Below are 25430 nucleotides of genomic sequence, written 5' to 3' on the forward strand. Positions count from 1 at the left end.
AATGTGGCCGATATTTCCGGCACATCAGAGGGTTCGAATATGCACAATCAGGCCAGCAAGGCTGCCGTCATCCTGGTGGTGGACGATGATGCGCTGATCAATATGAACGCGGTCGACATGGTCGAGCAGCTTGGTCACACAGCGCTCGAAGCCTATTCGGGCGCCGAGGCCCTGACCATTCTGGGCAGCCAGCAGACCGTGGATCTGTTGATCACCGACTATGCCATGCCCGGCATGAACGGGGTGGAACTGGCCAATCAGGCGCGCCAGCTGCGCCCTGACCTGCCCATCGTGCTCGCCACCGGCTATTCAGAACTGCCCGAAGGCATCGAGATCGACCTGCCGAGGCTGCCCAAGCCGTACCAGCAATCCGATCTGGCCAATCACCTGATGGTGCTGCTCAATGAGCGTGCGCCGGCCAATGCCGGATCAGCGCAGGCCTGATTTCTGCAACAGGCCAAGCCTCTTGGCATCGTAATAATAGCCACGCGCATAGAACTGCACCGCGCGGTCGTAATTGCCCTGCGCGGTAACATAGGCGCCGGCCAGATAGCGCACGGCGAAGCGCAGATTGGTCTCGGCATCGAGCAGGCCCGCCGGTGCCCCGCGATAGCCCTGGCCACTCGCGGTGGCGTGACTGATCTGCATCAGCCCGTAATAGGGCCCGTTGCGCGCCCCCGCATTGTAATTGCTCTCGCGCACGATCACCCGGCGCACCAGATCCTCGGGCACCGCATACTGGGCCGCGTAATGGCCGATCAGCCCGTCCAGCGAGCCCTCGGTATAACCCAGTGCGGATGTGGCCATCGGCACGTCAGCCGCCTTGGGCACATGCCCCGCGGGCGTGCTGGGGGCAGCAAAGACTTCAAGCGCCGCGGTGGCCGGAGCGCGCACGCTGCCGCTGGCCGGCTTGAACCCGCTCATCGAGCAGCCCGCCACCAGCAGGCCCAGCGCGATACTCGCGCCCATCAGGCCAGCGCTGCGACGCCATGTGGTTGAATTTGTCATGTGGCCACCCTTAGCCCATTTCACCTTTTGCGGCGATAGGGCCCAATCAGGGCAGCTTGAAGGCAGTTAACGGCAAAGCCGTGGCAGCCGCGGGCGCTCAGAACAGATAAACGCCCTCGCCACCGCGCAGCCGGTCCATCACTGCCTGGCAATCGGCGCTGAGCTGGGCGTAATTGTCCTCAAGGCATGCCTGCATCGGATCGCCATAGCCGACCCCGGCGCACCACGCCTTGCCGTCATCGCCGCATTTGCCAATCAGCTCACCCACCGACACGGCCTGTGCCATGCCGGTCAGCGCCAGAACCGCGCCCGCACTGAGTAGAATTTGCTGCATGATCAGTCTCCATTGCCGGGCTTGCTATGTCTTTACGCATCCGCCCCCGGCCCGGATCAGTAAACGTGTCGGGGTGCGATGTGATCGCGCCGGAAGGCGCGCCGGCGGAACCCTTCAGCGTCTGCCGCGGTTGTCCTGACCCAACAGTAAGGGCCGTGCCATGTCCGTAATCGACACCGTCGTCACCGAACCAACCAGTCCCGAGCAGCAGCTGCAGCACTTCATCAATAACCGGCAATTCCCCTGCGTCGGAGCCAAATCGGCGCTCAAGCAGGGGCGGTTGACCACCTATGTGGCGCGTTCGATCGACAGTGCCTGGAACGATGTCGAAATTCAGGATCGGCTGATGCAGTTCGCGTGGGACTATCATGATCAGCCCACCCTGTTTACCAGCTTCGCTGTGATTTTCGAGGGTCCTGACGGGCTGGGCGAAGACGCGTTTGAGCGCCATATGTGGGCGCGCATCCAGTCATTGACCGCCAAGGATAGCTGGCGCGGCCAGCCCCATGACGCTCGCGTCAGTGCCGATCCCGATGATCCCCATTTCTCGCTCAGCTTTGGGGGCGAGGCGTTCTTTGTGGTCGGCCTCCACCCGCGTGCCAGCCGCCCCGCCCGCCGCTTTGCCCATCCGGTGATGGTGTTCAATCTGCATGACCAGTTTGAAACACTGCGCGCCCTGGGACGCTACGAAAAGCTGCGCAGCGCCATTATCGATCGCGACGTGGCCCTGGCGGGTACACCCAACCCGATGCTGGCCCGCCATGGCAGCGTTTCCGAGGCGCGCCAATATAGCGGCCGTGCGGTCGCCGATAATTGGTCCTGCCCCTATCACCGCGCCGGCGCGACCGATCCGTTGGCCCGGCCGGCAACCGATCGCGAGGGCGCCAAGTAATGTTCACCGAGACCGCAACACGCCCTGACACCACCCAGATCATCCCGCCCCGCTCGGGCGCCGCCTTTACGCTCAATGCGGGCCAGACCCTGACGGTGATCGACCCCGAGGGTGGCCAGGTCGCTGATCTGCTGGCGATCGCCAGGGCCGATACGCGCGAAATGCTCTCTTCGGGGCGCACACTCGATTATGCCGAGACCATCTATCTCAGCACCGCCCACAAGCTCTACTCCAACCGCTCCAATGTCCTGCTCGAGATCATCGAGGATACAGTGGGGCGGCACGATTTCCTGCTCACCCCGTGCAGCGAAGCCACCTTCCGTCTCTGCTACGACAACGAGCCGCCCCATCGCGGCTGCCATGGCAATCTGCATGCAGCGCTGGCTCCATGGGGCATTGCCGAGGACGCCATTCCGGTCGCCTTCAACTGCTTCATGAATGTGCCGGTGGATGGCGCCACCGGGCGCTTCAAAGTGCTGCCCCCGCTCAGCAAGGCAGGCGACTTCATCCGCTTCCGCGCCGCCACCGACCTGATCATCGCCCTGACCGCCTGCTCGGCCCCCGCCAGCAATGGCGGCAGCTTCAAGCCCATCCACTATCGGGTGGAGGGCTGACTGAGCACCGAGCTCTGCCCAATTCCCGGTCAACGCATTGGGTCTGATGGCTCCGAATCTGGCAGGTGAGGCACGCTCTTGGGTTGTAGTTGTGCGGGTGCCCCGTGGGTAGAGAGCCGGTGGCTGAGGGGCAGAGCTGGGGCTGGTGGATGAGAACTAGTTGTGAGCGCCAAGGGGAATCCGTTCCTGACCCGGAAACTGGTCTACTTGTTCAGTCAACAGCTAGCTCGTTGCCAAGGAGCGCAGCGCTTGAGCGACCGGATGCTCCCGCAAGCCTGCAAAACAAAACCGACCAACCCCGTTGCGCGGATCGCCAGCTTTGGATAGTTTGCGCGCGTTCAGCCGGGGCACTGCCCCGCCTCACGGATGCACCCGTAGCTCAGCTGGATAGAGCGCTGCCCTCCGAAGGCAGAGGCCACACGTTCGAATCGTGTCGGGTGCGCCAATTATTTCAACGGTTTAGCAGTTTTCCTCAGGGCTGAGGGCATCGAAAACTCACCAAATCCTCACAGCTTGGGCAAACAGGTGGTGTGATGCGCGACATTGTCTACGGTCCCAATGGACCTGAAGGCTCCGAAACTATCGAGTTCACGCGCCTTGGCGTTAGGTTTGCAATTCTGGGGGCAAACGGCAAGCTCACCGCCGGCAGTGAATATTCGCCCGAGATGCTAGGCGGAACGATACCGGTGCCTGGCGATCGATTCACCACGCTCTGGCAGCGCGATGATCCAGACGATGCTGACCTGTTCGAGGTGATTTCTCGACACTACGTTGGCGAGTTCGACGGAGACAACTGCTGGTGGATCATAGTCAAACCGATCGTGGCGGACCCGCCTGACAGAGCGCTTTACAAGCTGGCCCGCTCAGCGTCGACCCGCAATCGCAAGGGGCGCCTGGCGCGGGAGAAAGCTGCCGCCCGGGTTGCCGGTGTAAGGCTCGGCAAATAGGTCAGGTTCGCACTGGTTCGCACGCTGCAAACCTAGCTGCGAACTGCGAACCATTTCGGGTTCATCCCCCATTGGGGGTTGGGCAATGTAATCAGAGACTTACTGCAGGTTCTTGCCAAGGTTCGCACTAGGTTTGCACCTGCGAACTTCCAGCAGGAAAAAAACCTGCGCGTGAGGGAATGGCGGGTCCAGAGAGCGGGCACTTTTTGAAGTTTTGCCACCCGCGCCAGTGCGGTACATCTTGCTCATGATAGTCTCCTGGTGATGTGAGGGTGGAAGGCGCCTCCGCAGGCGCTCGGAGCGGTGGTGGCGACGACTGCAAAAATGAGGAGAGGCAGGACTTTCATAGCTACTTTTGACCTCCTGATTTTCCGACGCTAGGCCCGGCTGCGCCGTTAAGGCTCTAGCCACCCATACATGCGCATGGACCTTGTCATAGCGGCCACGTTAAGCGTCCCATTCACCCGCAAGTTGGCCCAAGGACTAAAACTAAACGGGAGAATGCCCCCATGCAGCTCCATGCTGGCGGCGGCCGCAGTGGGCTTATACCATGACAAGTTGATGCTATCGTGGTTGGCGTCCATACCCCACGTGTCATAGACCCACCCAACCTCCGAGGTGGATAGGGTCTCGGTCATGTGAACCAAAACGCCGGTTGATAGCGGCGAAATATAGCCGCCGCATGGGATATCCAGGCCCGTTCCGGCAACGCCATTGACCACGCCGTTCGTATTGCGGGTGTTTGTAGAACCCCGACTGTGAACGATGGTGCCAGTGTCTGCGATATTCCGCAGCTCTGCGGTGTCGTTATAAAGCGCCCCAATGTACCGATAATGTTGATAGCCCGGGGGGGCGGGGAGGATGTAGTCGCTGTTTGCCAGCCCCCCCACATTCGCAAGCGTGGCTGAACTGGTCGTGTTATCGGTGATAGTCGTTACGCGCCCCGAAAAGCCGTTTGGACGACCATTAAGCGTTTCATGAATGATTAGGCAATCCACACCAGCCAACCCATCGACCGGCATTGTATAGACCTTGGATGCTGTAGAACCGTTGGTGTTTTCACCACCGGGGCAAAACCTTACGACATTTGCCCCGCCAACGCCCACGTCTCGAACTCGGAAGAATGGCATAACCTTGAATACTGCATTGGCATCGCCGTCATTCGCGCAGGCAAACACAGCGTACCACTGCTCTTTTACATGCAAGGTCTCGACGCCCAGATCATCTTGTGTGGTTGTGCCGTTGCCATAGCTGACTATGTGCCTATGACCTCCAGGCGCATAGAGCGCATCAAATGCGGGGGAGGAAAACACGGGTGCGCGCCGCTCTAGGTATCGACCTTTGTACCGAAACCCCCCCATGGCGAATGAAGACTGGCCAAGGATCTGAACAGTGTAAGTGCCAAAGTACCCGATGGGCGTGCGAGGCCCATTGGGGTCAACGAGCCGGAAGTCGGCCTTCGCATCATCCGCAATCTTCTCCAGCGTTGCGGCACTTGCAGCCAGCGCACGGCTTGAGACCCCGCCGGTCGCGTGCTTCGGTTCGGTGACAGCGCCATCTGCAATCTTCACAGTGGTTACTGCCCCATCCGCCACGGAGGCCGCTGCCAGAACCTCCAGCCACGCTCCGGTAACACTGCCGACAGGATCGTCACCACTCGCGGACGCATCTTTGAGCTGATACCACTTGCCATCCGAGCCGGTGACGACCTGCCCTGCGGTGTAAGTGGTGACTCCGGCATAATCGCCCTGATGGTCGAATGTTGCTCCGGTTGCTGACGAGAAAAGCTGGCGCCACTCGCCTCCCGAGCGGAACAGCATTGTCCCTACGCCTTCAATAATATCGCCCGCTGCCGGGTCGGAGCCAGAGGCGCTCTTGAGCGGGTAGACGGTTCCACTGATCGCGATGGTGACGGGCCCGGCGGCATTGGTGCCGGGGGGGGCGGGCAAGAATACCACGTCAACGTCAGATGGGTTCACGCCAACCTCGACAGATGCAGTGATCGCGTTCGCTGTCCCGCCGATGCCGGTCAGAGTGCCCATCGTGTCGGGGAATCCGCGTCCGCGCACCCAGGCGGTAGCATCACGGTCATAATACCCGTTAAGCGTTGGGTCCGGGTCGGCAAGGACAACGCCGCCGTCCGTCTCCGCGACCGGCGTAATCCCGGCCAGCTCGGCCTTCGTGCGCGCCACAACCCAGCCGCCACGCGATGTGCCAAACAGCGAGTTCAAAAGCTGAACGATCTCGTCCTTGATGGGCTCGTGTTTGCCGCTATCGGGAACGCCGGCTGTGACGTACTTGCGGAACACAGATTCGGGAGTGGGAAGCGTCATTGATCAGTTTCCTTTGAGGTGTTCCGAATGCGCAGCACGGACAGCTGTCAAAAGCAGCCGCCGGAGTGGGTGGCTAAGGCGGACTTGCTGCAGTTCGCCATCGGCGTTCTTGAATCTGGGAAGTGCTATACGAAGTTCGCCGGAGGCGAGTCTGATGAGGATACAGCCGCCGACCTTGACGCCCCGCGCGTCGAAAGCGAAAAACGCTAGTCGCTCATTGCCATCGGGATAGGCGAGTGGCGCCGGTTTGAACTGAGTTATTTCCATCTCTGGCGAAACGTGGTCGTTCACTGCAATTCTGCCTTTCGTCGACTTGGCGACACATCACCCCCTTCGGGGGTGGCCTCAACTTTTGTTTCTGAATTTGCTCTCGGTGCGAACGCAACTTGGTCACCGGTGTCCATATGAGGGGCGCCACACTTGGGAGGCGCCCCGGGTGGTGGATTACGCTGCGCTGAACTTCAGCAGCTTGATCGCCTCGAAATCGGCGACGTCGCCGCCCACGCGCTTCCAGGTGTAGAACAGCGTGTAGGGCTTCTGGGTCAGGGCATCCCGCAAGATCCGGACGCCGGCGCGATCAACGATGGTGTAACCAGCTTTGAAGTTGCCGAAGGCGATCGGTGTGCTGTCGGTCGCGATGTCAGGCATGTCCTCGGCCAGCACCACTGGATGGCCCAACAGGGTGTCGGGCTTGCCTGCCTCGAGGGCACGCTGCCAGATGAAGTTGCCCTGACCATCCTTGAGCTTGCGAGCCACCGCCAAAGTCTTGCGGTTCATTTTCCAAACTGCGCCGGCCAGGTGACCGACCTTTAGGCTGCTCTGCAGGTCGATCAGCTTGTCAGCGCCGTTAGTGGTCGCACCGAAGCTGCCATCGGTGCCGGTGACGACATGTTCGATGGTGCCCCAAGGGCGGGTGGCATCGTCCTGGGCGGTCGTGGGGTAAGTCAGGAAGCCGCGGGGCTTCAGGACGCCATTGCCGTTGTAGAAACAGGTTTCCTCAGAGCGGCTGAACTTGTCGCTCACCTTGGTCACCAGCCAGTTGCCAATGTCGATTGCGCTGTCATCCAGAAGCTTCTGCGTGACCTTGGGCATCGCGTAGATTTCGTGCACTGGAATGGACAGCTTGCCCAGGTTCGGTGCATCGGTGCCGGTGCGAGCCTCGGTCTCGCCAACCCAGCCGGCATCCGGCTCGTCGCGATCGACCAGTTCCTCAAAGGTGTCGGTTGAGATCGTGACCACCCGCGCGTACTGGCGCATGGGCGAGGACTCGAAAAGCGTCTGTGTGATGGCCGTGCTAAAGTGCGGAAGCACGGTGTAACCGCCTTCCGGATCGCTGCCGACCTGCATGGCATTGGCGCTCATCACCTCGTTGAAGGCGGCAACGCCACCCTTGAGGTAGGAGCGCAGCGCTGCGCTCACGGTCTGCTGTTCGGCATTGCTGACGGTGTCCGAATTTCCTCCGAGCTGGTTGCCAGCAAAGCGGTTTGCGAGGTCAGCCATCTGGGTGCGGACTTCAGCCAACCCCTCGTTATTCTTCTGCTTGAATTCACCGAAGGCATTTGTGAGTTCCGCCAAGACGGCTGCTGGGCTGGCATTGGCTTTTACGGTGCGGATTCCGCGCACCACGGGTGTGTGCATGTTCATAGTCAGGCCCTTTCGATAAGGCGTGCGCGATCGCTCGCGTTGAATGTGTGTGATTGGTAAGCGCCAGCGCTAGGCAATGGCGGTTCCAGCAGCGTTGTGCGTACTGGCTCGGCGCGGGAATCCGGTCGACACCCGGTCCCTGTTTCTCGATAGGCCTGAGCCTTCATCGAGCCCGGCCTTGCATCTCGCGGAGGGGCCGGATTGCCGATCAAGTTGCATCGCGCGGGCTTGATAAGCGGGTTGCTGTCCTTGGTGTCCCGGCCCCCTCCAGTTGCATCTCGCAGGCTGGAGGAGGGCACTAGGAAACCACCATGACCACCGTAGACTGCCATGATTTGGGCCTGCAGGCAATTATTCAGTTCATGATATGTTCTAGATCTCCACCGCCGCCGCTCTCGATGGCATCTGCCACCTTCCGCAGCCAGTCCGCTGCACCTGCCGCTCCGTGTTCCTGAATTGCGCAGTTCAACCCTGTGCCGATGAATGCCGAGGCCAGCGCATGATTTCCCATTTCGGTCCTGAGCTTGCCGGTCATCGTCGCCAGGCGCTCGCCCAGCTGTTTGCTCATGATGCGCTGGTGAAGGTCGTAAGGCTCGTCGTTCGCTGCTGCCATGGTCATGGTCCTTTGTTGGGTGAGAGGGGCTCTTGCAGATTGGGCGTTTCAGAACATCAATCTGCAAGAACGTGTGTTTTAGACCAGCACCGGTCTGGGCTGTTGGTTCGGCGGACCTTGCAGACGCGCCCCCGGCCATGCGTTCGCTGGCCACCGGATCTGTGCTAGGCATTGCCAAACTTTGGGGGCGCGCATGTCTGATTTGGTGAAGGTGGCTTTGATCGCAGCGGTTGGCATCATCGCATGCACAGCGATCGCTATGTACTTTTCGCCTTACCAATCTTGCGTTCGGACGTTCAAGGAGACTGTTCCAAACGCAGTCCCCACTGCAGTAGCGGGATTCTGCGTCGGTAGATAAATTCGCAATTCCGGTCATGCTGCACCTGCCAGCGCCCGAGCAGCGTCCATCTCGGCAGGTGTCGCCGTTGTGCATGACCTGGTGCCCCAATAGATCGGCTTCCCACGCACCTTGGCCAGGAACGGGGCTATCGGGTCATCTTCGCGGATCACGGGAAGTTCGCCGCCGGTGCTTGCCGTGGGGACGTTCCGGTGATGCGCAACCAACTGATAGCGCTGGATGTGGGATCGTGCCCGCTGGGCACCATCAGTGCCAACACACGGCGCGTTCGGCGTTGCACCGCACCGATGGCATTCGACGCCCAGCGCTGCCTCCCGGTTGATCCCAAGGCTGGTGTAGGTCTGGATCTCCCGAGACATTCCACTCAGATCAATCGAAGCATTCGGGCCCTCAGGGCCTATAGGGGTTTCTTTGTGGTTCTGGGTAGCATTGCGGTCGCTATGCGTTTGCATTGCGAACGCATCACCACCGCCATTGTTTTTATTGTCTTTTTCGCCCCATCGCGCCTTTGCGCTTCGGCTGGCTGCCCGTGATTTTTGAGATGTGTTTCTGATCTCCATATCGACCCAGTCCGCCCAGAGCATCCCGTCTGTTTCCGCCAGTTTTCCCTGGTGCAGTAGAGCGGCCAAAGCCGTCCGGAATCCTGCTGTAGGTATCCCGCATTGACGAGCAAGGCGGGCGTCGTCACGCGAAAGCGGCTCGCCTCGATCGAACATCAGGCATACCAGCGTGAGCATCACGCCCCTTTCCGCTGGGGAGAGGTCGCCGATGCGCGAAAGCCAGTCAGTCGGGAAGAACCGAAACCACCGCGGAGAGCTGGTCATTGATGCTCCTGCAAATGGACTGCACAGCGCCACCGCACGTCGAGAGGCGCGGTTAGGTCATCGTGGTGCGCCTCTACGCCTTCCACCGCCCCACACACCTCGCAGGGCTGTTTCTCAAGCCTTCCATCGCGCAAGGCGACAGCAACAGCCAGATTGGCCCTGCGATGGGCTGCAAGCGGGTCAGGGCGCCGGTCATGAATTGGCGGCAGCAATGTCTTCCACCGCCGGCGACGAGCTTGGCTATGTCTCATTGCGCAGGCTCCCAAGATACCGATCTACTGCCGCCAGATGATGTTCACGGCGTCGGCCGTGCCACCTGCTCAGAACGATGTGAGCGCGGGCCATTGCGATATGGGCGAGGGCGATACTCAGACGCATCAACCGCATGACCGGGCCTCCCGCGCACTGGTGTTTGGAACCGGGCCGGATAGCCGCGCGGCCGCCCATTGGTCGAGGTCCGTGACAGGATAGAGCGGAATCCGACCGTGGTACTGCATGACCGGGCCACCGCCGACGCTGGCCAGCTTCGCCAAGGTTGCCTTGGCAACGGTCATGCCGTGGTGTTCGAGTAGATAGCCGGGAACCTCGGCGCGGCGCAGTCGGGGCTTGGCGCTAAACTGCATGGCCAGCCTCCCCGTCGACTTCATTGCGCCACCAATCGGGGAGTGGGCCCGTGCCGTCAATTGCGCTAGGCTGGCCTTCGCTGGCCAGGATCACCTGTTCATGGAACCACCGCCGCTTGTAATCTGGCAGCTGGGCCAACAGGGCGGTCATGCGGGCAAGCTCGGACACCTCAGATTTGAGGGCTGGGGTCTGCATGATTTCGTGCTGACCCATCATGCCACCGCCTTCGGTGCCGTGGTGCGGCCAATGGTGTCGAAATTGCTACCTACCGCCGTGTTGATGCCTTCAAGCGTCGATTGCGAAATGCGGATAAGCGCGTCGAGGCGGTCCATATGAGGGACGCGGTTGTCTGGCGGGCCGAAGTGGCACTCGTTGATGGTGTCGACTACCGTCTCCAGCAAATGCGCCAAGCTGCCCAGCTCGCATTGCAAGCTGTTCAAGTCATAGGCGTAGCCTTGCCCGCTTTGGGCTGTGTGGCTTGCAGAAACCGGCGTGCCGGTGCTATTCTCTTTCGAGTTCATTGGCTTCAATCCTTGCAGGGGTTTGGTCGTGACCATGGCTCGGCAGTGCTTCAACACTGGCCGGGCCTTTTGCTTCCTGAGCCTTAAGGGCCCAGTCGAGGTAGTGGATAATCTCAGAGTTCATTGAACGACGGTTTGACGCAGCTTGCTGGCGAATTCGTTCGCTCATTCCAGGGGGTAACCTGAGGGGATACTGGTGGGTTTGTTTGGGCTTCAAAGCCATCGAATGTGCTCCATATCGAGTAGATATAGAGATTGATTGCATATCAACTCGATATAGTCAACAATGCGCTGACAACTTTATTCCGAGTTGATATAGGACGTGCTTGGGACAAGGAGCAAAAAATGGCAGATCGATCTAGCTACCCAAGTGAGCAGGCCGATAAGTACCTTTTGCGACTGCCAGAGGGGATGAGGGATCAACTCAAATCTGCGGCCGCGCAAAACAACCGGTCGATGAATGCTGAGATTGTCGCGCGATTGCAGGATAGCTTTGAAAAGAAAACACCAGAGAGTGATGCGCTGGTATTTCACACTAAGGTAGTCAACAGCGCTCTGGAGCAGTTTGACTCTGCAGCCAGCGATATCATTGCCATCGACGATTGGGCTATGGAAAATGGCATTCGGAACCGAGCGGATGCCCTGCGGAGACTCGCAAATATGGCCTTGCTGTTAGACGAGGCCATAAGCCCCATGGCGCTACGCTGCCAGGCATTGCTACGTACCTATGAAGAAATGGGCGTGGCGTTGTCCAAGGTAGAGCTGGTGTCAGAAGATCCATCCGGTGAGAAGGACGTTCAGAAGGCCATAGATGACCTCTTCTACTGCATTGCTTCAGTAGGGACTTCGCTGACCTCTTTGTTAAGGCCGGTTTTTGCGTACCGTGAGGTGGCCGATTTCACCGAAGCGAAGAGACTGGCTGTAGATGAAAGCGGCGAACTGGACGAGATGATTAAAGAGTTCGCCGATCTCACGGCTCGACATAGTCGCGACCGAATTAGCTAAATTGTCAGTCCGCAAGCGCACCTGGTCCACCGCCGGCGTCGCATGATGTAAGCACTGCTCGCTGGCCAGCCGGATAGACTGCATCTCAAAACGGAGAACTAGGATGGACGATTTTGTTGCAGAATATATGCGTGGCGGCCTCACAGCAGCGAACGAACTATTGCTCGAACGCTTCCCGAACGCATCTGATCGGGTCGCGAAACTTGAAGCTATGGAATCTGGCGGGAAATGGCACGTGAAGTGGCACGACGCGTCAGATGGCGCCGATGACCACGACGACGGCTTTCTAGACGACTACGCAGGCTGATCTGTCTCCGCTCGATCCTACCTGGTCCACATCCCCAGCTTTGATTGCCCGTCCGATGTAAACATTGCTCGCGCAATCGCGGCGGGCTAGGTGGGATGGCGGCAAGTCCCGCGCCCGCCGCAAGGTGGTACAAATTCACGTGACATTTAGTGAATTTTGACGCCTATTCCCCATATGTTCACCTGAAGCCATACTGATTTGGGTGTGGCGCATCTTTTGACGCATTGCTTGGGAGGGCAAAAATGACCGTTAATTCGCTGTCTGCCGCCCGCACGCTGTGTGAGCTGCGCGACTGGAAGCTCTCAAACCTTGAGTTGCAAAAGCTCCTTTATCTTGCCGAGATGTACAATCTCGGCATGTATGGCGAACCACTGATCGACGGCGAGTTCGAGGCTTGGGACTACGGCCCCGTGTCTCCAGATGTCTACGCTCGTGCTCGCGGATTCGGTAGCGGACCAATACCCAATGTCTTCCACTGGGTTTCTGAGGTGCCTGCCAGCTCAAGCGAATACGCTATGCTCAAGGAGATCGCCGCCCAGGCGAAGCGGTTCACCGCTGGTCAGTTAGTAAACATCACACATTGGTCTTCGGGTGCTTGGGCTAAGTTCTACAAGCCAGGCATTCACGGCATTCGAATCCCGAAGTCCGCTATACGGCAGGAATACCTTGACCGAACCGAAAAACAACAAGCCGGCTGAAGTCGGACCGGCGCCGGTTCCTCACATAAACCTGGGGTCGCCGCTGGACAGCGCCCCAGGCGCCGAGGCCGCTGGTGATCAAGTAGCAGCGCTACAGGCCAGCAAAGAAGCGTTGGAGAACAAGCTGCTCGAAGAGCGTTTCGTTTGGGTCTTGGTCATCACGATCCTGTTCAATGTGTTGTTTCTCGTAAACGCACAAAACTGGACCGCTCCGATTGTCATAGGGGTTCTTCAACTGGTCGGGCTCTTCGTTCTTGCCCAAAAATGTCGCGTAGATCCGATCATGCCGCTACTGGATAAATTCATGGGAGCGTTCAATGGACGGGGTAACTAGGCGCGCTTCGGCATAGCCACCACCACCGCCTCACGCCCTGTCATCATGCGCTCGATCTCGCTCGCCACTTTCGTCGCCGCCGCGATCAGCACCGCATCGAGCCGGTGCGTATATCGGCTGGTCACGGAATGCCCCTGGTGTCCAACCATCGTGCCGATGGTGCCGTCGCTATAATTCAGATCCCCGGCAACCGACGCAAACGAATGGCGCAATACGTGCGCGGTCACTCCGGTCAAACCTGCCGCCTTCGTAATCCGGTCAATAGCGGTGTCCAGAGAGCCATAAGGCCGTTTGGCGTCTCTCACGCCCGTCAGCACGTATTCAGAGCCTTCCGTCCGCTGTAGACGTGCCAGAACACGTTGCGCGGGGGCGCCAAGCGGCCTGACTGACTTTCCGGTCTTGCTGTCGCCCAGAATAAGCACTTGCCCCTCCAAGTCGATCTCTGACCACTTCAGGCGCACAATCTCGCCAAGCCTGCAGCCGGTGAACGCCAGAAGGTGGATTCCTGCCACCGCCTGCCAGGCTTCTGTTTCCGCCTGCTGCAGTGCTTTACCCAGCGCTCGAAACTCGTCGGGCGATAAGTGGCGGTCTCGCTTTTTGTCCGCCGCTCGCTCTACGCCCAGCGCCGGGTTGCTGGTCAAGGCGCCCTGGCGAATGCCCCATGACAGAATGCCACCCAATAGCCCCACCGTTCGAGCTGCCGTTCCAGCGCCGCCAGTGACGCGCGCAACACCCCGGAGATTCCCCGATGCTTCTTTGGTCGCGGTCTTGCCGGCGGTGACGTCATCGACAAATTGCTGCACCTGCCGCTGGGTCAGATCCGCCACCAGCACTTTGCCCAGCAGCGGTTTGATGTGGCGCTCCACCCGCCCGCGATCGGTCGCCAGTGTGCTGGCCTTCTTCGGGGTCTTGCTCCGACGCTTGAGCACTTTCCCCGCGTCGGCCGCTTCGAGGTATTGGTCGCATAGGTCCGCCACGGTCAGGCCATCCCGTCGCGCTTTGGCCTCCCGCTTGTCCTGCAGCGGATCGGCGCCAAGCTGGGCTTTGGCGGATTCGGTTCTGGCCTGGGCGCGCGCCTGGTCAACAGTCAGGATCGGAAAGCGACCAATGACCATGCGCCGGCGTCGGCCTGCCGCCACATAGTCGACCACGAACGCGATGCGACCACCCGGATTGACCACCACCCCGAAGCCGGGCAATTCGCTGTCCCAGACCGTGTAGGGCTTCGCCTGGGGCTGCAACTCCTCCACCGCTTTTCGGGTCAGCTTGGCAGTCGGCATTATCACCCCCTCACAAAAAACTCACGAAATCCTCACAGCCGATAGGAATACCGTGGGCAATCGTAGCGCAAGCCGGAAAACAACAAAGCCCCGGAAACCAGGGCTTTTACATCATGGGAAAACTTGGGGCAGGGCCGGAAATGGGTATGACCGATCCCTCCGAAGGCAGAGGCCACACGTTCGAATCGTGTCGGGTGCGCCAATTATCTGTAACATTGCCGTTGTAAGTACCAGCAGCCATGATCCATGTGGCCAGCGCCAGCCAAAATCCGAAACATGCTGGGATGTTTGCCTGCCGGCGATGTCATCGGCCGCCTATGCCTGAACGCCTTCAGGCAATGTTTTAGCGTTGCTGGAGGACGGCTCAACGAGCACGCCGACGATCACGCAGATGGCGGCGAAGTAGACCGTGACCGTCAGTATGCCAAACATGGCATTGGTCAGGCCCATCGAGAAGTGGCCGGCAACCAGCGTGCTGACTACCACAAGTATGCCGTTGCGCTTCGCAGAAGGTGGTGCGCGCAGGACTTCGACAAGCGGCGCGAGCATTAGAAGGCCATAGGCAATCAGACCCAGAATGCCCGCGCTGGCCGCGAAATCGACCAGGTCATTGTGCAGATGGGGCGCCCCGACAAATAGCGGCGCCTCCACGCTGGCGGCAGCTGCCTCAACAAAGCTGAAAGGTCCATGCCCAAAGATTGGCGAAGCCACAAAGGCATTCAGGCCGCCTTGATACATGCTCAGACGGATGGCGGTGGACCCATCGGTAGGCAGGCCTGTCTGCATCACATCGGCAATGTCGAGCATGACCCGTTGAACACCGGTAGTCTGCCCAAGGCCGGCGGCAAAGCCTGCCAGTAGTCCAATGGCGGCAACCACGCCGGCTGCAATCAAGACGCGCATCTTGATCAGCCGCAGTGCGCCTGCAATCACCACGGCGGTAATGGCCATCAGGACAAGAGCGACAACGGCGCCACGTGTACCTGAAAGAGTTGCCGCCAGGGCGGCCAGTACGGGTCCACTCAGGAACGTAAAGCGCCAAACAGACTGCACATAGATCAGGCCGATCAGACTCAAATAGCCCGCGAGCAAGGCAACGTCGGCGAAGTGGATCGGGTTGGCCACCGAGGCGCCGGCACGGATTGCACCCATCATCAGATAGTCGTTCAAAGCAATCGCTAGCGCCCCCGCGGTTCCGATAAGACTGAATATCGCAATAAGCTCAGGATCAACCGGCTGGCTATCGCGGGTCAGCATGATCAGCGGCCAGATCGCCAGAACCGGCGCGAACGGCAATAGCCCCTCAAGCCCCCGGATGGTTCCTGCGCCAGCTATAAATGCAACACCCAGAAGTGCCAGCCCAAGCAGCGGCATCCAGACAAGGGGACGTCCAATTGTCGTCAGGTCTGCCACGCGCAATGAGAAAAGGGCCAGGCCGCCGGCAATCAGGAACAGGATATTGCCGGCTTCGGGGGAAACGGGGGCCATCACCAGCGCCGCAATGATTGCCAAGAGGAGAAGAAAGTGTCGCATGGGCCGGCCAAATGTTCGGGATTGGCCAGTGTCATGCCATGGGGGCGTTGAACCGACAAGCGACTGTGTTGGTGGGAAATTCCATGTCAGCCCGTGCACAGTTGAAGCTGGCGCTCCGCAGGGGGGGCAAGATGGCCGATAAATCGTGTGCCAAGGTCTATGCTGCGCCTGCGCCAGTCTTGACCTCAGTCACACCCCCTTGAACTCCCTGCGACTATATTGTTATGTATCATAACAATATGGAGGAGCGGTGATGCGGGATGGGGTGGTGTATCGGCCGGTGCGCATGGGGCAGATGCGAGCGGGGATGACCCGGGGCGCCGATGGCGTGATCTATGTGCGCTCCAGCGAGACGCTGGGCGCTTATCCGCGCGCCATGACTGACGTGCTCGCTCAATGGGCGGGGCAGGCGCCCGAGGCGCTGTTTCTGGCAGATCGGGGCGCGGACGGTGAATGGCGCCGGCTCAGCTATGGTCAGGCCTGGGCAAAGGTGCAGGCGCTGGCGGCCGCGCTGCTTGATGCCGAACTGAGCGCTGAGCGCCCCTTGCTGATTCTGTCGGGCAATGAGATCGAACATGCCTTGCTGGGCTACGCGGCCATGCTGGTGGGCGTACCCCATGCGCCGGTCTCGCCCGCCTATTCGCTGGTGTCCAGGGATCACGCCAAGCTCAAGCACATTGTTGGCCTTCTCAATCCCGGCATGGTCTATGCCAGCGACGGCGCGCGATTTGCGCCGGCGATCGCAGCAGCGATCGGTCCTGACGTGCCCGTTGTAGTGCGCACCACCCCCATCGCTGGTCGCCCATCGCACCTCTGGAGCGAACTGGCTGAAACAGCGATCACCCCCGCGGTCGCCCAGGCGCATGACGCCGTGACACCCGATACGGTGGCCAAGCTGCTGTTCACCTCGGGCTCGACTGGCATGCCCAAGGCGGTGATCACCACCCAGCGCATGCTGACCTGCAATCAGGAAATGATCCGCACCGCCCTGGCGTTTCTGGGCGATGCGCCGCCCGTCATGGTGGACTGGATGCCCTGGAACCATGTCGCCGGCGGCAGCCATAATCTGGGCATTGCGCTCTACAATGGCGGCAGCCTTTATATCGATGATGGTGTGGCCACACCCGAGGGCATCAAGCGCACCGTCCGCAACCTCGAAGAGATCGCGCCCACGCTCTATTTCAATGTGCCCAAGGGCTATGAGCTGCTGGTCGAGCATCTGGCCGACAATGCGCGGCTGCGCGAAACCTTCTTCAGCCGGATGCAGGTCATGCAATATGCCGGCGCTAGCCTGGCCCAGCATGTCTGGGACGGGCTCGATGCTGCGGCGCTGGCCGCCACCGGCGAACGTATCCGCATCATTTCCGGCTATGGCTCGACCGAAACCGCCCCCTTTGCCTTCACCACCACTTGGACGGTTGATCGCGCCGGGCTGGTCGGGTTGCCCGCTGCGGGTCTGGAGGTCAAGCTGGTGCCATCAGCCGAAAAGCTCGAACTGCGCCTGCGCGGCCCCAATGTGACACCGGGCTATTGGAAGCAGGCCGACAAGACTGCCGAGGCCTTCGATGAAGAGGGCTATTACAAGATCGGCGACGCCATGAAGTTTGCCGACCCCGACAATCTGTCGGCCGGGTTTGTCTTTGACGGTCGGGTGACCGAGGACTTCAAGCTCGCCACCGGCACCTGGGTCAACATGGGCGGCGTGCGTGGCGGTGCCATCGCCATCGGAGCGCCGCTGCTGCGCGATCTGGTGCTGACCGGGCTGGATCGCAATTACATCGCCGCACTGGTGTTTCCTGATCTCCAGGCCTGTCGACGCTTGGCGGGTCTGGACGCTGCAGCAAGCGGCGCCGATATCGTAGCACACCCCACCGTCCGTGCCGCGTTTCAGGAGCGCTTTGACGCCCTGGCAGCCAAGGCGACCGGCAGTGCCAGCCATATTGCCCGCGCTATCATTCTGGCGGATCCCCCAGCACTTGATGCGGGCGAGGTCACTGACAAGGGCTCGATCAACCAGCGTGCCGTGCTGGCGGCGCGGCCGCAATTATTTGCCGATCTCTACCGCGATCCGGCACCCCACCATGTCCTGACATTCGCGCGAAAGGCCAATTAATGAGCACAGCTTCACATGGCCTGCAGGCCCACTATGCTGACGCCTGGCTGATCGATGGCATGCGCACGCCGTTTGTCGATTACCGTGGTGCGCTATCGGCGATTTCGCCCATCGATCTGGGCATCAAGGCCGCTCGAGCCGTCATCGACAAGGCCGGCATTGATCCCGCCGATATTGGCACCACCATTGCCGGTTCCATGGCACAGGCATCCTTTGATGCCTTCATGACGCCGCGCCATATCGGTATCTATGCCGGGGTGCCGGTGGATCGTCCCGCCCATCTGGTGCAGCGCATTTGTGGCACCGGCATTGAGGTGCTGATGCAGGCGTCGGATGTGGTCTCCCTGGGGCGGACCGAACTGGCGCTGGGCGTCGGCGCTGAATCGATGAGCCGCAATCCCATCGCTGCCTATACCCATCGCAATGGCTTTGGAATGGGGCAGGTCGAGTTCAACGACTTTCTTTGGGAGGCCCTGATGGACCCCGCCGTGCTGTGCAATATGGGCGACACGGCCGAGAATCTCGCCAGGCAGTATGACATCTCCCGCGAAGCCGTGGATCGATTTGCCAGCCAGAGCTTTGAGCGTGCCATCGCCGCTCAGCAATCGGGCTTCCTCGCTGGCGAAATCACCCCGGTCAGCACCGAACAGTTTGCCATGGAAGGCTTTGAGAACCGGGGCATCAAACTGGCTCGGGGCGTCGACAGCGTCACCCAGGACAGCCACATCCGGCCCTCGCCCTATGAGGTGCTTGCCAAGCTTCGCCCCGCCTTTGGCGGCGTGCAGACCGGTGGCAATTCCTCGGCCATCGTTGACGGCGCGGCCGCGGCGCTGGTTGGCTCGGCCCAGTATATTGCTGCCAGGGGGCTCAAGCCGCTGGCACGGATTATCGCTGGCGCTGCGGTGGGGGTGCCGCCCCATATCATGGGCATCGGTCCCGCACCCGCCATTCGCGCGGTGCTCGATGCTGCGGGGCTGAGCCTGGACCAGATTGATCGCGTCGAGATCAACGAAGCCTTTGGCGCGCAGATCCTGGCATGCGTCGCCGAACTTGGCCTTGATCAAGCCAAGCTCAACGTCAATGGCGGAGCCATCGCCATCGGCCACCCTCTCGGCGCTACTGGGGTACGTATCACCCTGACACTGGCCCGCGAACTGCAGCGTTCCGGCTTGCGCTATGGCATTGCCTCGGCCTGTATCGGCGGTGGTCAGGGCATTGCCCTGCTGCTCGAGAACCCCGAGGCAATCCCATGATCATCGCTGGCACGACGGCACTGGTGACAGGCGGCGGCTCGGGCCTGGGGGCCGCGACGGCGCGCGCGCTGGCCGCCCGTGGGGCCCGGGTAACAATTCTTGATCTGAACGCGGATGCCGGCGCCGCTGTCGCCAAGGAAATCGATGGTCTTTTCGCTGCCTGCGATGTGGCAGATGAAGGCAGCGCCACAGCGGCGCTCGCTGCCAGTCGTCTCGCCTTTGGCTGCCCGCAAATTCTGGTCAATTGCGCCGGCATTGGGGGCGCTGGCCGGGTGGTGGGCCGCGACGGCCCGTTGCCGCTGGCCGCCTTCGAAAAGATCATCCGCGTCAATCTGATCGGCACCTTCAACATGGTGCGGCTGGCAGCTGCCGAAATGTCGCTGGCCGAACCAATGGCCAATGGTGGGCGGGGCGTTATTGTCTCGACCGCTTCGGTGGCCGCTTTTGAAGGCCAGATTGGGCAGGCTGCCTATGCCGCGTCCAAGGGCGGCATCGCGGCGCTGACCCTGCCGGTGGCGCGCGAACTGGCGCGCTTCGGGGTGCGTGTGCTCACCATCGCCCCGGGTCTGTTCAAGACGCCGCTTCTGTCCGAGCTCCCGCAAGATGCACAGGACGCCCTGGGGGCAGCCATCCCCTATCCGGCTCGACTGGGCGCGCCCGAAGAGTTTGCCCAGATGGTGCTGGCCATGATCGAAAACGACTATCTCAATGGCGAGATCGTGCGGCTCGATGGCGCGCTCCGCATGCAGCCCAAATAGGAAGCCCACCATGCTGATAAATACCCGTCAGGTTGAGATCGAATTTGGCGATTGCGATCCCGCCGGCATCGTCTTTTATCCCAACTATTTCCGCATGTTCGATGCTTCCACCGCCTATCTTTTTGAGGCAGCACTGGGAATCAAGAAAATCGCCTGGGTCAAGAAGTACGGCATTGTCGGTATTGCGATGGTCGATACCGGCGCCAAGTTCTCCAAGCCGTCGCGCTTTGGCGATGTGGTGACAATTGAAACCAGCATAACCGAATTGCGGCGCTCCAGCTTTGTCGTGGGCCACAAGCTGTTCAATGGGGGTGAACTGGCGATCGAAGCCCATGAGGTCCGGGTCTGGACCGGCCATGACCCCGACAATGCCGGGCGCATCAAATCGCTGCCCATTCCCCAGGACGTCGTCGACGCGCTGTCGCGCTAAAGCGACCGGATCAGCGCTGATCGGTCAACCGGGACAGCAATTCCATTAGTTGGTCGCGCTCGGCAGTGCCGCCCAGGCGCGCGATGCAGTCGGCCTCAAACTCGGCCTGAGCCGCGTCCAGCTTTTCCATCAGCGATATACCAATGCTGGTCAGGAACAGGGCGTGCGAACGCCGGTCATTGGCAGGCTGGCGCCGCTCCACCAGTCCGCGTGCCTCCAGCGTATTGATCAGGGCCACAAAATTGGCCCGCTTGATGCCCAGCGCTTCGGCAATGGCGATCTGCTTGCTGCCCGGATTGCTGGCGATCAGTGCCATCACCGAATATTCGGACGGGCGCATGTCAAAGCTGGCAAAGCGCGCCATGAATTCCTGAAAGATCTGGATCTGCGCCCGCCGCAGCTGATAGCCGATAATCTCGGACACCGCGCGATCGTCAAAGCGTTGCCGTGTCGGCTTGGTCCGCAGCGCGGGACTGGCCTGTTCCATCATCCATCCTCGTTTTCGGTGCGTCGGGGCGCCTGACACCTTATTCGCAGTGCGGCCGCGTCCGGCAAGAGGGCGTCACGGACAAACTGCCCCAATCGGGCCATTCGTTCCGCCTGTTCACCGGAAATCTGCGCTGCCTCCAGCCGCACCCAGCACGCGCCAAAATAGAGTAGGCCGGTAAGCGCCATCAGCGGTGCGGCGACCATGCCGGGCTCGGGAATGGCGCGCACGGCAGCGGCGGCTGCCATCCAGTCCGCGCGCAGTTGGGCCAAGCCGGTATGTGCCTGCGTGGATGAGGACAGCGACAGCGCCTGATCGATCTCCTCCAGAAACGCAGTTTCGCTGGCGCCCCCCAGCAGACGTCGCACCAGTGTCATCGCCAGAACACCATTGGTGCCCTCATAGAGCCGGGTCACCCGCGCATCACGCCAGATTTGCTCCATCCCGTATTCGGGCAGATAGCCATAGCCACCCAGAACCTGAATACCCAGATCAGCAACCCGCGAAGCCGTATCGGTACAAAAGGCCTTGCACACCGGGGTCAGAAAGGCCGCCAGATCGGCGTCCTCGAGCAGCGCGGCGGCGCGATAGCCCATGGCGCGGGCGCCCAGGGTCAGGGCGTCCATTTCAGCGAGCATGCGCGCCACATCACCATGTCGGGCAATCACCCGGCCGCCCTGTCGACGCTGGTCCGCATAGGCGCTTGCCAGAGCATGCGCCTGCGCAGCATGGGCCACCCCCTGCATGGCCACATCAAGCCGGGCATGGTTCATCATCACGAACATCGCCTTGAGCCCGTCTCCCGGCTGACCGAGCAATTGGGCATCGGCACCCGCAAAGCGCAACTGGCAGGTCGGGGAGGCGTGCAGCCCGAGCTTTTCTTCAATCCGCACCACTTCGATACTGTTGCGGGACCCATCGCTGCGCTGCGCATGGCAGGCAAACAGCGACAGCCCCTTCACGCCTTCGGCTGGCGCGCCGGTACGCGCCAGCACCAGATGCACAATGGCGTCGCTGAGGTCCTGATCGCCGCCGGAAATGAAGATTTTTTCGCCGCTCAGCGTCCACTCTCCAGCCTCATTCCGGGTGCCGCTGGTGCGGATCGCCCCCAGATCGGAGCCGGCATCGGCTTCGGTCAGGCACATCGTTGCCAGCGTCGTGCCCGCGGTGAGTTCGGGGATAAGAGCGTCCTGTTGGGCCTGGGTGCCAAAGCGTTCGATGACCCCGATGGCACCGGGCACCAGGCCCACCAGCATCTGAAAGGCGTGATTGGCCCCGGCCAGCAATTCGGCTCCCGCACAGCATATCGGGGATGGCGCGCCAATGCCGCCGATCGAGACCGGAAGCGGCAGCAGATGCCAGCCCAGATCGACATAGCTTTTATAAGTCTGGGGCAGGGGGGAGGGTACGCGCACGCGCCCATCAACAATGCGGCAACCGGCGCGATCTGCTGGTCCATTGCCCGGCGCGACCTCGGTATCGATGAATTCCTTATACGCCAGCAGCACGCTTTCGGTGGCTGCGGCATCCCAGTGCGCGGCGGCACTCAGCCCACCCGTGGCGGCCAGCGTCAGAACAATATCAGAAATTCGGTCCATCGCGCGCTGGCATCCCAGATTGTTATATAGTAGAACATTTCATAGATAGCTGGCAGCGTCAAAGTCTGTCGAATGGTCGAAAGCAGCGGGGATTGGCATGGGTCAGGATGGTTCGGTTTTGCAACTGCGGGTCGAGGGGGCGGTTGCCCACCTGACATTCAACCGCCCTGCCAAGCGCAATGCCATCAATGACGCAACGATCGAGGCGCTGCGCGCATTCTTTGGGGCGGTCCCCAAGGGCGTGCGCGCGGTGGTGCTCTCAGGCGAAGGCGGGCACTTTTCCGCCGGGCTCGATCTGAGCGAGCAGGTCCGGCGCGAACCCCAGGAAGTCATGCGTCATTCGCGCAATTGGCACGCCGTGATGGGGTTGATCCAGTTCAGCGGCGTGCCGGTCGTCGCCGCCATGAGTGGCGCGGTGATGGGGGGCGGACTTGAAATCGCATCTGCCTGCCATGTTCGCGTCGCTGAGCCGGGCGCCATGTTTCGCATGCCAGAAGGCCAGCGTGGCATTTTCGTGGGCGGCGGCGCCACTGTAAGGCTGGCCGCTATCATCGGCGCCGACCGGCTGACCGAAATGATGCTGACTGGCCGTACCTATTCTGCCGAAGAGGGCGAACGGATTGGTCTGGCGCACTACCTGGCGCCCGCCAACGGGGCGCTGACCAAGGCCGACGAACTGGCGCGCCAGATCGCCACCAATTCGGCGACTGTCAATTATCTGATCGTCCAGACCATTTCGCGCATCGCCAATATGTCCGCGGAAGACGGGCTGTATGCCGAAAGTCTGGCGGCAGCGCTCAGCCAGACCGGGGCGGATGCCGAAGAAGGACTGCAGGCCTTTCTCGAGAAGCGCAAACCGAACTTTATCTGAAACGTCCAAGACTCGAACATAATCGGGAGGTTATTAATTCAGGTCAGAAATTCCCTTTTGTTTTAAGGGGCGGACAGCGATCATCGACGAAGGGAGGAGCCTTTGGAAATGAGTTTGAATCCAGTGGAGCGGTTTGTCTCCGGTCTGGCGCGCTATGTAGCGATCGCCGGTGGCCTGGCGCTTGTCGCCACCGTCATATTGATTGTGCTCAGTGTTATCGGCCGCGCGCTGATTCCGCTCGGGCTGGGCGCTATTACGGGTGACTATGAACTGGTCGAAGCCGGCGTCGGATTCGCTGTCTTTGCATTCCTGCCCTGGGCTCATCTGACCCGTGGCCACGCCGTCGTTTCCATCTTCACCGACATGGCCGGGCCGCGCTTTAATGCCTGGCTGATGGTGGTGTGTGACGCGCTGATGCTGGCAGTGGCGGTCTTTATCACCTGGCGTCAGGCATTGGGGGCGATGGACAAGTTCGCCTATGGCGAAACCACACTGCTGCTGCGCATGCCGCTATGGTGGTCCTATACCGCCGGTCTGATCGGCGCTGTCACCTTCGTCCTTGTCGCCGCCTATCTGCTGGCGGTCAGCCTTTCCGATGCGGCCACCGGGCGTCAGCCACAGGCCGGTCAAGGAGCGGTGCATTGAGCAATATCGAACTCGGGCTGCTTTCCTTCCCGGTCATCCTCATTCTTATCTTTTTGCGTATCCCCATCGGACTGGCCATGCTGGCGGTGGGCATTGGGGGCTCCTACCTGATCACCGGGTCCTTCAACCCGGTCATGGCCCAGTTCAAGCACCTGACCCAGGGTACATTTGCCAGCTATTCCCTGTCGGTGGTGCCGCTGTTCCTGCTGATGGGCCAGTTCGCCACGCTGGGCGGCATGTCGGCGGCGCTGTTCAAGGCTGCTGCTACCTGGATGGGGCACCGCAAGGGCGGGCTGGCAATGGCAGCCATCGGCGCCTGTGCCGGCTTTGGCGCCATCTGTGGCTCGTCGCTGGCCACCGCTGCCACCATGGGGCAGGTGGCGCTGCCCGAGCTGCGCAAATACGGCTATGCGGGTGGTCTGGCCACCGGCACGCTGGCCGCCGGCGGCACGCTGGGCATTCTCATTCCGCCCTCGATCATTCTGGTGATCTACGCCATCCTGACCGAGCAGAACATTTCCAAGCTGTTCATGGCCGCGCTCATTCCTGGCCTTCTGGCCGCCATCGGCTACATGATCACCATCGCCATCTATGTGCGCATCAATCCCGAATCTGCCGGGCAGGTCGAGCGCGCGCCCTATAGCGAACGCTGGAAGGCGCTGGCTGGCGTCTGGCCCGTTCTGGTCGTCTTCATCGTAGTCATCGGCGGCATCTATGGTGGTGTGTTCACCCCCACCGAAGCAGCCGCCATTGGCGCCGCGGGCACGGCCATCATCTCGCTGTTCAACCGCAGCCTGACGGGCAAGAACTTCATCGAGGCTATCCTGTCGACCGCGTCGTCAACCGCCATGATCTTCCTGATCGTGCTGGGTGCGGGGGCACTCAACGGCTTCCTGGCGATGTCGCAGCTGCCGCAGGTCTCTGCCGAGTGGGTTGTGGCACAGGGCTTCAATCCCTGGGTCGTGCTGATAGCGATCCTCTTTCTCTACCTGCTGCTGGGCTGTGTCATGGACTCGCTGTCAATGATCCTGCTCACCGTGCCGATCATCTTTCCCATGGTCACTGCGCTCGATTTCGGTCTGCCACCTGATGAGTTCGCCATCTGGTTCGGCATTCTGGTGCTCATCGTGGTGGAGGTGGGTTTGATAACCCCGCCTGTGGGTATGAACCTGTTCGTGATCAATTCCATGGCCAAGACCACCTCGCTTGGCCAGACCTACAAGGGCGTTCTGCCCTTTGTCGCCAGCGATCTTATCCGAACCGCTATCCTGGCCGCATTCCCGGCCCTGACGCTGTATCTGGTCAGATTGCTCTATTAAGACCGCGCGCCGCGTCCTGAGGAGGGGGCGATGGGCGGTCCAACAACAACGACTGCAACGCGCACACATATGCGCAAAATAGGGAGT

The 25430-nt window shown here is 60.9% G+C and carries 29 protein-coding genes, 1 tRNA gene and 1 pseudogene; 16 read left to right on the forward strand and 15 right to left on the reverse strand.

What is annotated here, in order from left to right; all coding sequences use genetic code 11:
- Positions 1–3 precede the first annotated feature (3 nt).
- Positions 4–444: a response regulator gene (locus KD146_RS13405; RefSeq protein WP_427857107.1), complete on the forward strand. Its 441-nt coding sequence runs from the start codon at positions 4–6 to the stop codon at positions 442–444.
- On the opposite strand, the pseudogene KD146_RS18265 reads toward KD146_RS13405, so the two are convergent.
- A pseudogene (locus KD146_RS18265) lies at positions 430–771 on the reverse strand (transglycosylase SLT domain-containing protein); the annotation flags it as partial. The gene KD146_RS13405 and the pseudogene KD146_RS18265 sit on opposite strands and share 15 nt — an antisense overlap.
- 334 nt (positions 772–1105) lie before the next feature.
- Positions 1106–1342 (reverse strand): hypothetical protein, encoded by a 237-nt coding sequence (locus KD146_RS13415; RefSeq protein WP_212659338.1) that lies wholly within the window; start codon positions 1340–1342, stop codon positions 1106–1108.
- A 160-nt stretch (positions 1343–1502) separates the two neighbouring features.
- Between KD146_RS13415 and gntA the strand changes: the two genes are divergently transcribed.
- From gntA to KD146_RS13435, 4 genes are all read left to right on the forward strand, one after another.
- A complete protein-coding gene (gene gntA / locus KD146_RS13420) occupies positions 1503–2234 on the forward strand; it encodes a guanitoxin biosynthesis heme-dependent pre-guanitoxin N-hydroxylase GntA (RefSeq protein ID WP_212659339.1) in 732 nt (243 codons plus the stop codon).
- A complete protein-coding gene (locus KD146_RS13425; RefSeq protein ID WP_212659340.1) occupies positions 2234–2848 on the forward strand; it encodes a DUF1989 domain-containing protein in 615 nt (204 codons plus the stop codon). The genes gntA and KD146_RS13425 overlap by 1 nt, the downstream gene beginning before the upstream one ends.
- 368 nt (positions 2849–3216) lie before the next feature.
- Positions 3217–3293 (forward strand) — tRNA-Arg (locus KD146_RS13430).
- Positions 3294–3381: 88 nt separating this feature from the next.
- Positions 3382–3795 carry a hypothetical protein gene (locus KD146_RS13435; RefSeq protein WP_212659341.1) on the forward strand — a complete coding sequence of 138 codons (414 nt, stop codon included), beginning with the start codon at positions 3382–3384 and terminating at the stop codon, positions 3793–3795.
- Positions 3796–3894: 99 nt separating this feature from the next.
- Here the strand turns inward: KD146_RS13435 and KD146_RS13440 are convergent, their stop codons facing one another.
- The 9 genes from KD146_RS13440 to KD146_RS13480 form a co-directional block, all read right to left on the reverse strand.
- Positions 3895–4044 carry a hypothetical protein gene (locus KD146_RS13440; RefSeq protein ID WP_212659342.1) on the reverse strand — a complete coding sequence of 50 codons (150 nt, stop codon included), beginning with the start codon at positions 4042–4044 and terminating at the stop codon, positions 3895–3897.
- A gap of 146 nt (positions 4045–4190) precedes the next feature.
- The gene (locus KD146_RS13445) at positions 4191–6128 is read right to left on the reverse strand and encodes a hypothetical protein (RefSeq protein ID WP_212659343.1); all 1938 of its coding nucleotides are present in this window, start codon (positions 6126–6128) and stop codon (positions 4191–4193) included.
- A gap of 444 nt (positions 6129–6572) precedes the next feature.
- A complete protein-coding gene (locus KD146_RS13450; protein ID WP_249327865.1) occupies positions 6573–7703 on the reverse strand; it encodes a phage major capsid protein in 1131 nt (376 codons plus the stop codon).
- A gap of 424 nt (positions 7704–8127) precedes the next feature.
- Complete coding sequence (locus KD146_RS13455) at positions 8128–8385, reverse strand: hypothetical protein (RefSeq protein WP_212659345.1); 258 nt, start codon at positions 8383–8385, stop codon at positions 8128–8130.
- 372 nt (positions 8386–8757) lie between these two features.
- On the reverse strand, positions 8758–9567 hold the full coding sequence (locus KD146_RS13460) for a DUF1376 domain-containing protein (protein ID WP_212659346.1): 810 nt from the start codon (positions 9565–9567) through the stop codon (positions 8758–8760).
- Between the two features lie 377 nt (positions 9568–9944).
- The gene (locus tag KD146_RS13465) at positions 9945–10190 is read right to left on the reverse strand and encodes a hypothetical protein (protein ID WP_212659347.1); all 246 of its coding nucleotides are present in this window, start codon (positions 10188–10190) and stop codon (positions 9945–9947) included.
- Complete coding sequence (locus tag KD146_RS13470) at positions 10180–10386, reverse strand: hypothetical protein (RefSeq protein WP_212659348.1); 207 nt, start codon at positions 10384–10386, stop codon at positions 10180–10182. The genes KD146_RS13465 and KD146_RS13470 overlap by 11 nt, the downstream gene beginning before the upstream one ends.
- A 17-nt stretch (positions 10387–10403) precedes the next feature.
- Positions 10404–10712: a hypothetical protein gene (locus KD146_RS13475; RefSeq protein WP_212659349.1), complete on the reverse strand. Its 309-nt coding sequence runs from the start codon at positions 10710–10712 to the stop codon at positions 10404–10406.
- Entirely contained in the window at positions 10693–10935 is a 243-nt protein-coding gene (locus tag KD146_RS13480) for an Arc family DNA-binding protein (RefSeq protein ID WP_212659350.1), read from the reverse strand. Before KD146_RS13480 ends, KD146_RS13475 begins: the two co-directional genes overlap by 20 nt.
- Positions 10936–11057: 122 nt before the next feature.
- Here KD146_RS13480 and KD146_RS13485 point away from each other — a divergent pair, with 122 nt between their 5' ends.
- The 4 genes from KD146_RS13485 to KD146_RS13500 all read left to right on the forward strand — a co-directional run bounded on the left by KD146_RS13485 (position 11058) and on the right by KD146_RS13500 (position 13056).
- Entirely contained in the window at positions 11058–11717 is a 660-nt protein-coding gene (locus KD146_RS13485; RefSeq protein ID WP_212659351.1) for an Arc family DNA-binding protein, read from the forward strand.
- A gap of 103 nt (positions 11718–11820) precedes the next feature.
- A complete protein-coding gene (locus KD146_RS13490; protein ID WP_212659352.1) occupies positions 11821–12024 on the forward strand; it encodes a hypothetical protein in 204 nt (67 codons plus the stop codon).
- Between the two features lie 242 nt (positions 12025–12266).
- Positions 12267–12722: a Panacea domain-containing protein gene (locus tag KD146_RS13495; protein WP_212659353.1), complete on the forward strand. Its 456-nt coding sequence runs from the start codon at positions 12267–12269 to the stop codon at positions 12720–12722.
- Positions 12691–13056: a hypothetical protein gene (locus KD146_RS13500; RefSeq protein WP_212659354.1), complete on the forward strand. Its 366-nt coding sequence runs from the start codon at positions 12691–12693 to the stop codon at positions 13054–13056. Before KD146_RS13495 ends, KD146_RS13500 begins: the two co-directional genes overlap by 32 nt.
- Here KD146_RS13500 and KD146_RS13505 read toward each other — a convergent pair.
- Both KD146_RS13505 and KD146_RS13510 read right to left on the reverse strand, forming a co-directional pair.
- Positions 13053–14336, reverse strand: a complete 1284-nt coding sequence (locus KD146_RS13505) for a tyrosine-type recombinase/integrase (RefSeq protein ID WP_212659355.1) — start codon at positions 14334–14336, stop codon at positions 13053–13055. The two genes, KD146_RS13500 and KD146_RS13505, sit on opposite strands and share 4 nt — an antisense overlap.
- A 315-nt stretch (positions 14337–14651) precedes the next feature.
- Positions 14652–15824 carry an O-antigen ligase family protein gene (locus KD146_RS13510; RefSeq protein ID WP_212659356.1) on the reverse strand — a complete coding sequence of 391 codons (1173 nt, stop codon included), beginning with the start codon at positions 15822–15824 and terminating at the stop codon, positions 14652–14654.
- 298 nt (positions 15825–16122) lie between these two features.
- On the opposite strand from KD146_RS13510, the gene KD146_RS13515 reads away from it, so the two are divergent.
- From KD146_RS13515 to KD146_RS13530, 4 genes are read left to right on the forward strand one after another with little or no spacing between them, the layout of a single operon-like run.
- Positions 16123–17982, forward strand: a complete 1860-nt coding sequence (locus KD146_RS13515; protein ID WP_212659357.1) for a feruloyl-CoA synthase — start codon at positions 16123–16125, stop codon at positions 17980–17982.
- Positions 17982–19235 (forward strand): thiolase family protein, encoded by a 1254-nt coding sequence (locus KD146_RS13520; protein WP_212659358.1) that lies wholly within the window; start codon positions 17982–17984, stop codon positions 19233–19235. The genes KD146_RS13515 and KD146_RS13520 overlap by 1 nt, the downstream gene beginning before the upstream one ends.
- Complete coding sequence (locus KD146_RS13525) at positions 19232–19993, forward strand: SDR family NAD(P)-dependent oxidoreductase (protein ID WP_212659359.1); 762 nt, start codon at positions 19232–19234, stop codon at positions 19991–19993. Before KD146_RS13520 ends, KD146_RS13525 begins: the two co-directional genes overlap by 4 nt.
- A 10-nt stretch (positions 19994–20003) precedes the next feature.
- The gene (locus tag KD146_RS13530; protein ID WP_212659360.1) at positions 20004–20423 is read left to right on the forward strand and encodes an acyl-CoA thioesterase; all 420 of its coding nucleotides are present in this window, start codon (positions 20004–20006) and stop codon (positions 20421–20423) included.
- A 10-nt stretch (positions 20424–20433) separates the two neighbouring features.
- On the opposite strand, the gene KD146_RS13535 is transcribed toward KD146_RS13530, so the two are convergent.
- Complete coding sequence (locus KD146_RS13535) at positions 20434–20910, reverse strand: MarR family winged helix-turn-helix transcriptional regulator (protein ID WP_212659361.1); 477 nt, start codon at positions 20908–20910, stop codon at positions 20434–20436.
- Positions 20910–22508: an acyl-CoA dehydrogenase family protein gene (locus KD146_RS13540; protein WP_212659362.1), complete on the reverse strand. Its 1599-nt coding sequence runs from the start codon at positions 22506–22508 to the stop codon at positions 20910–20912. The genes KD146_RS13535 and KD146_RS13540 overlap by 1 nt, the downstream gene beginning before the upstream one ends.
- Positions 22509–22605: 97 nt before the next feature.
- Between KD146_RS13540 and KD146_RS13545 the strand changes: the two genes are divergently transcribed.
- The 3 genes from KD146_RS13545 (at position 22606) to KD146_RS13555 (ending at position 25343) form a co-directional block, all read left to right on the forward strand.
- Complete coding sequence (locus KD146_RS13545) at positions 22606–23379, forward strand: crotonase/enoyl-CoA hydratase family protein (protein WP_212659363.1); 774 nt, start codon at positions 22606–22608, stop codon at positions 23377–23379.
- Between the two features lie 108 nt (positions 23380–23487).
- Positions 23488–24024: a TRAP transporter small permease gene (locus KD146_RS13550; protein WP_212659364.1), complete on the forward strand. Its 537-nt coding sequence runs from the start codon at positions 23488–23490 to the stop codon at positions 24022–24024.
- The gene (locus KD146_RS13555) at positions 24021–25343 is read left to right on the forward strand and encodes a TRAP transporter large permease (RefSeq protein ID WP_212659365.1); all 1323 of its coding nucleotides are present in this window, start codon (positions 24021–24023) and stop codon (positions 25341–25343) included. The genes KD146_RS13550 and KD146_RS13555 overlap by 4 nt, the downstream gene beginning before the upstream one ends.
- Positions 25344–25430 lie beyond the last annotated feature (87 nt).

This window comes from Devosia litorisediminis (genome assembly GCF_018334155.1).
Classification (GTDB): Bacteria; Pseudomonadota; Alphaproteobacteria; order Rhizobiales; family Devosiaceae; genus Devosia; species Devosia litorisediminis.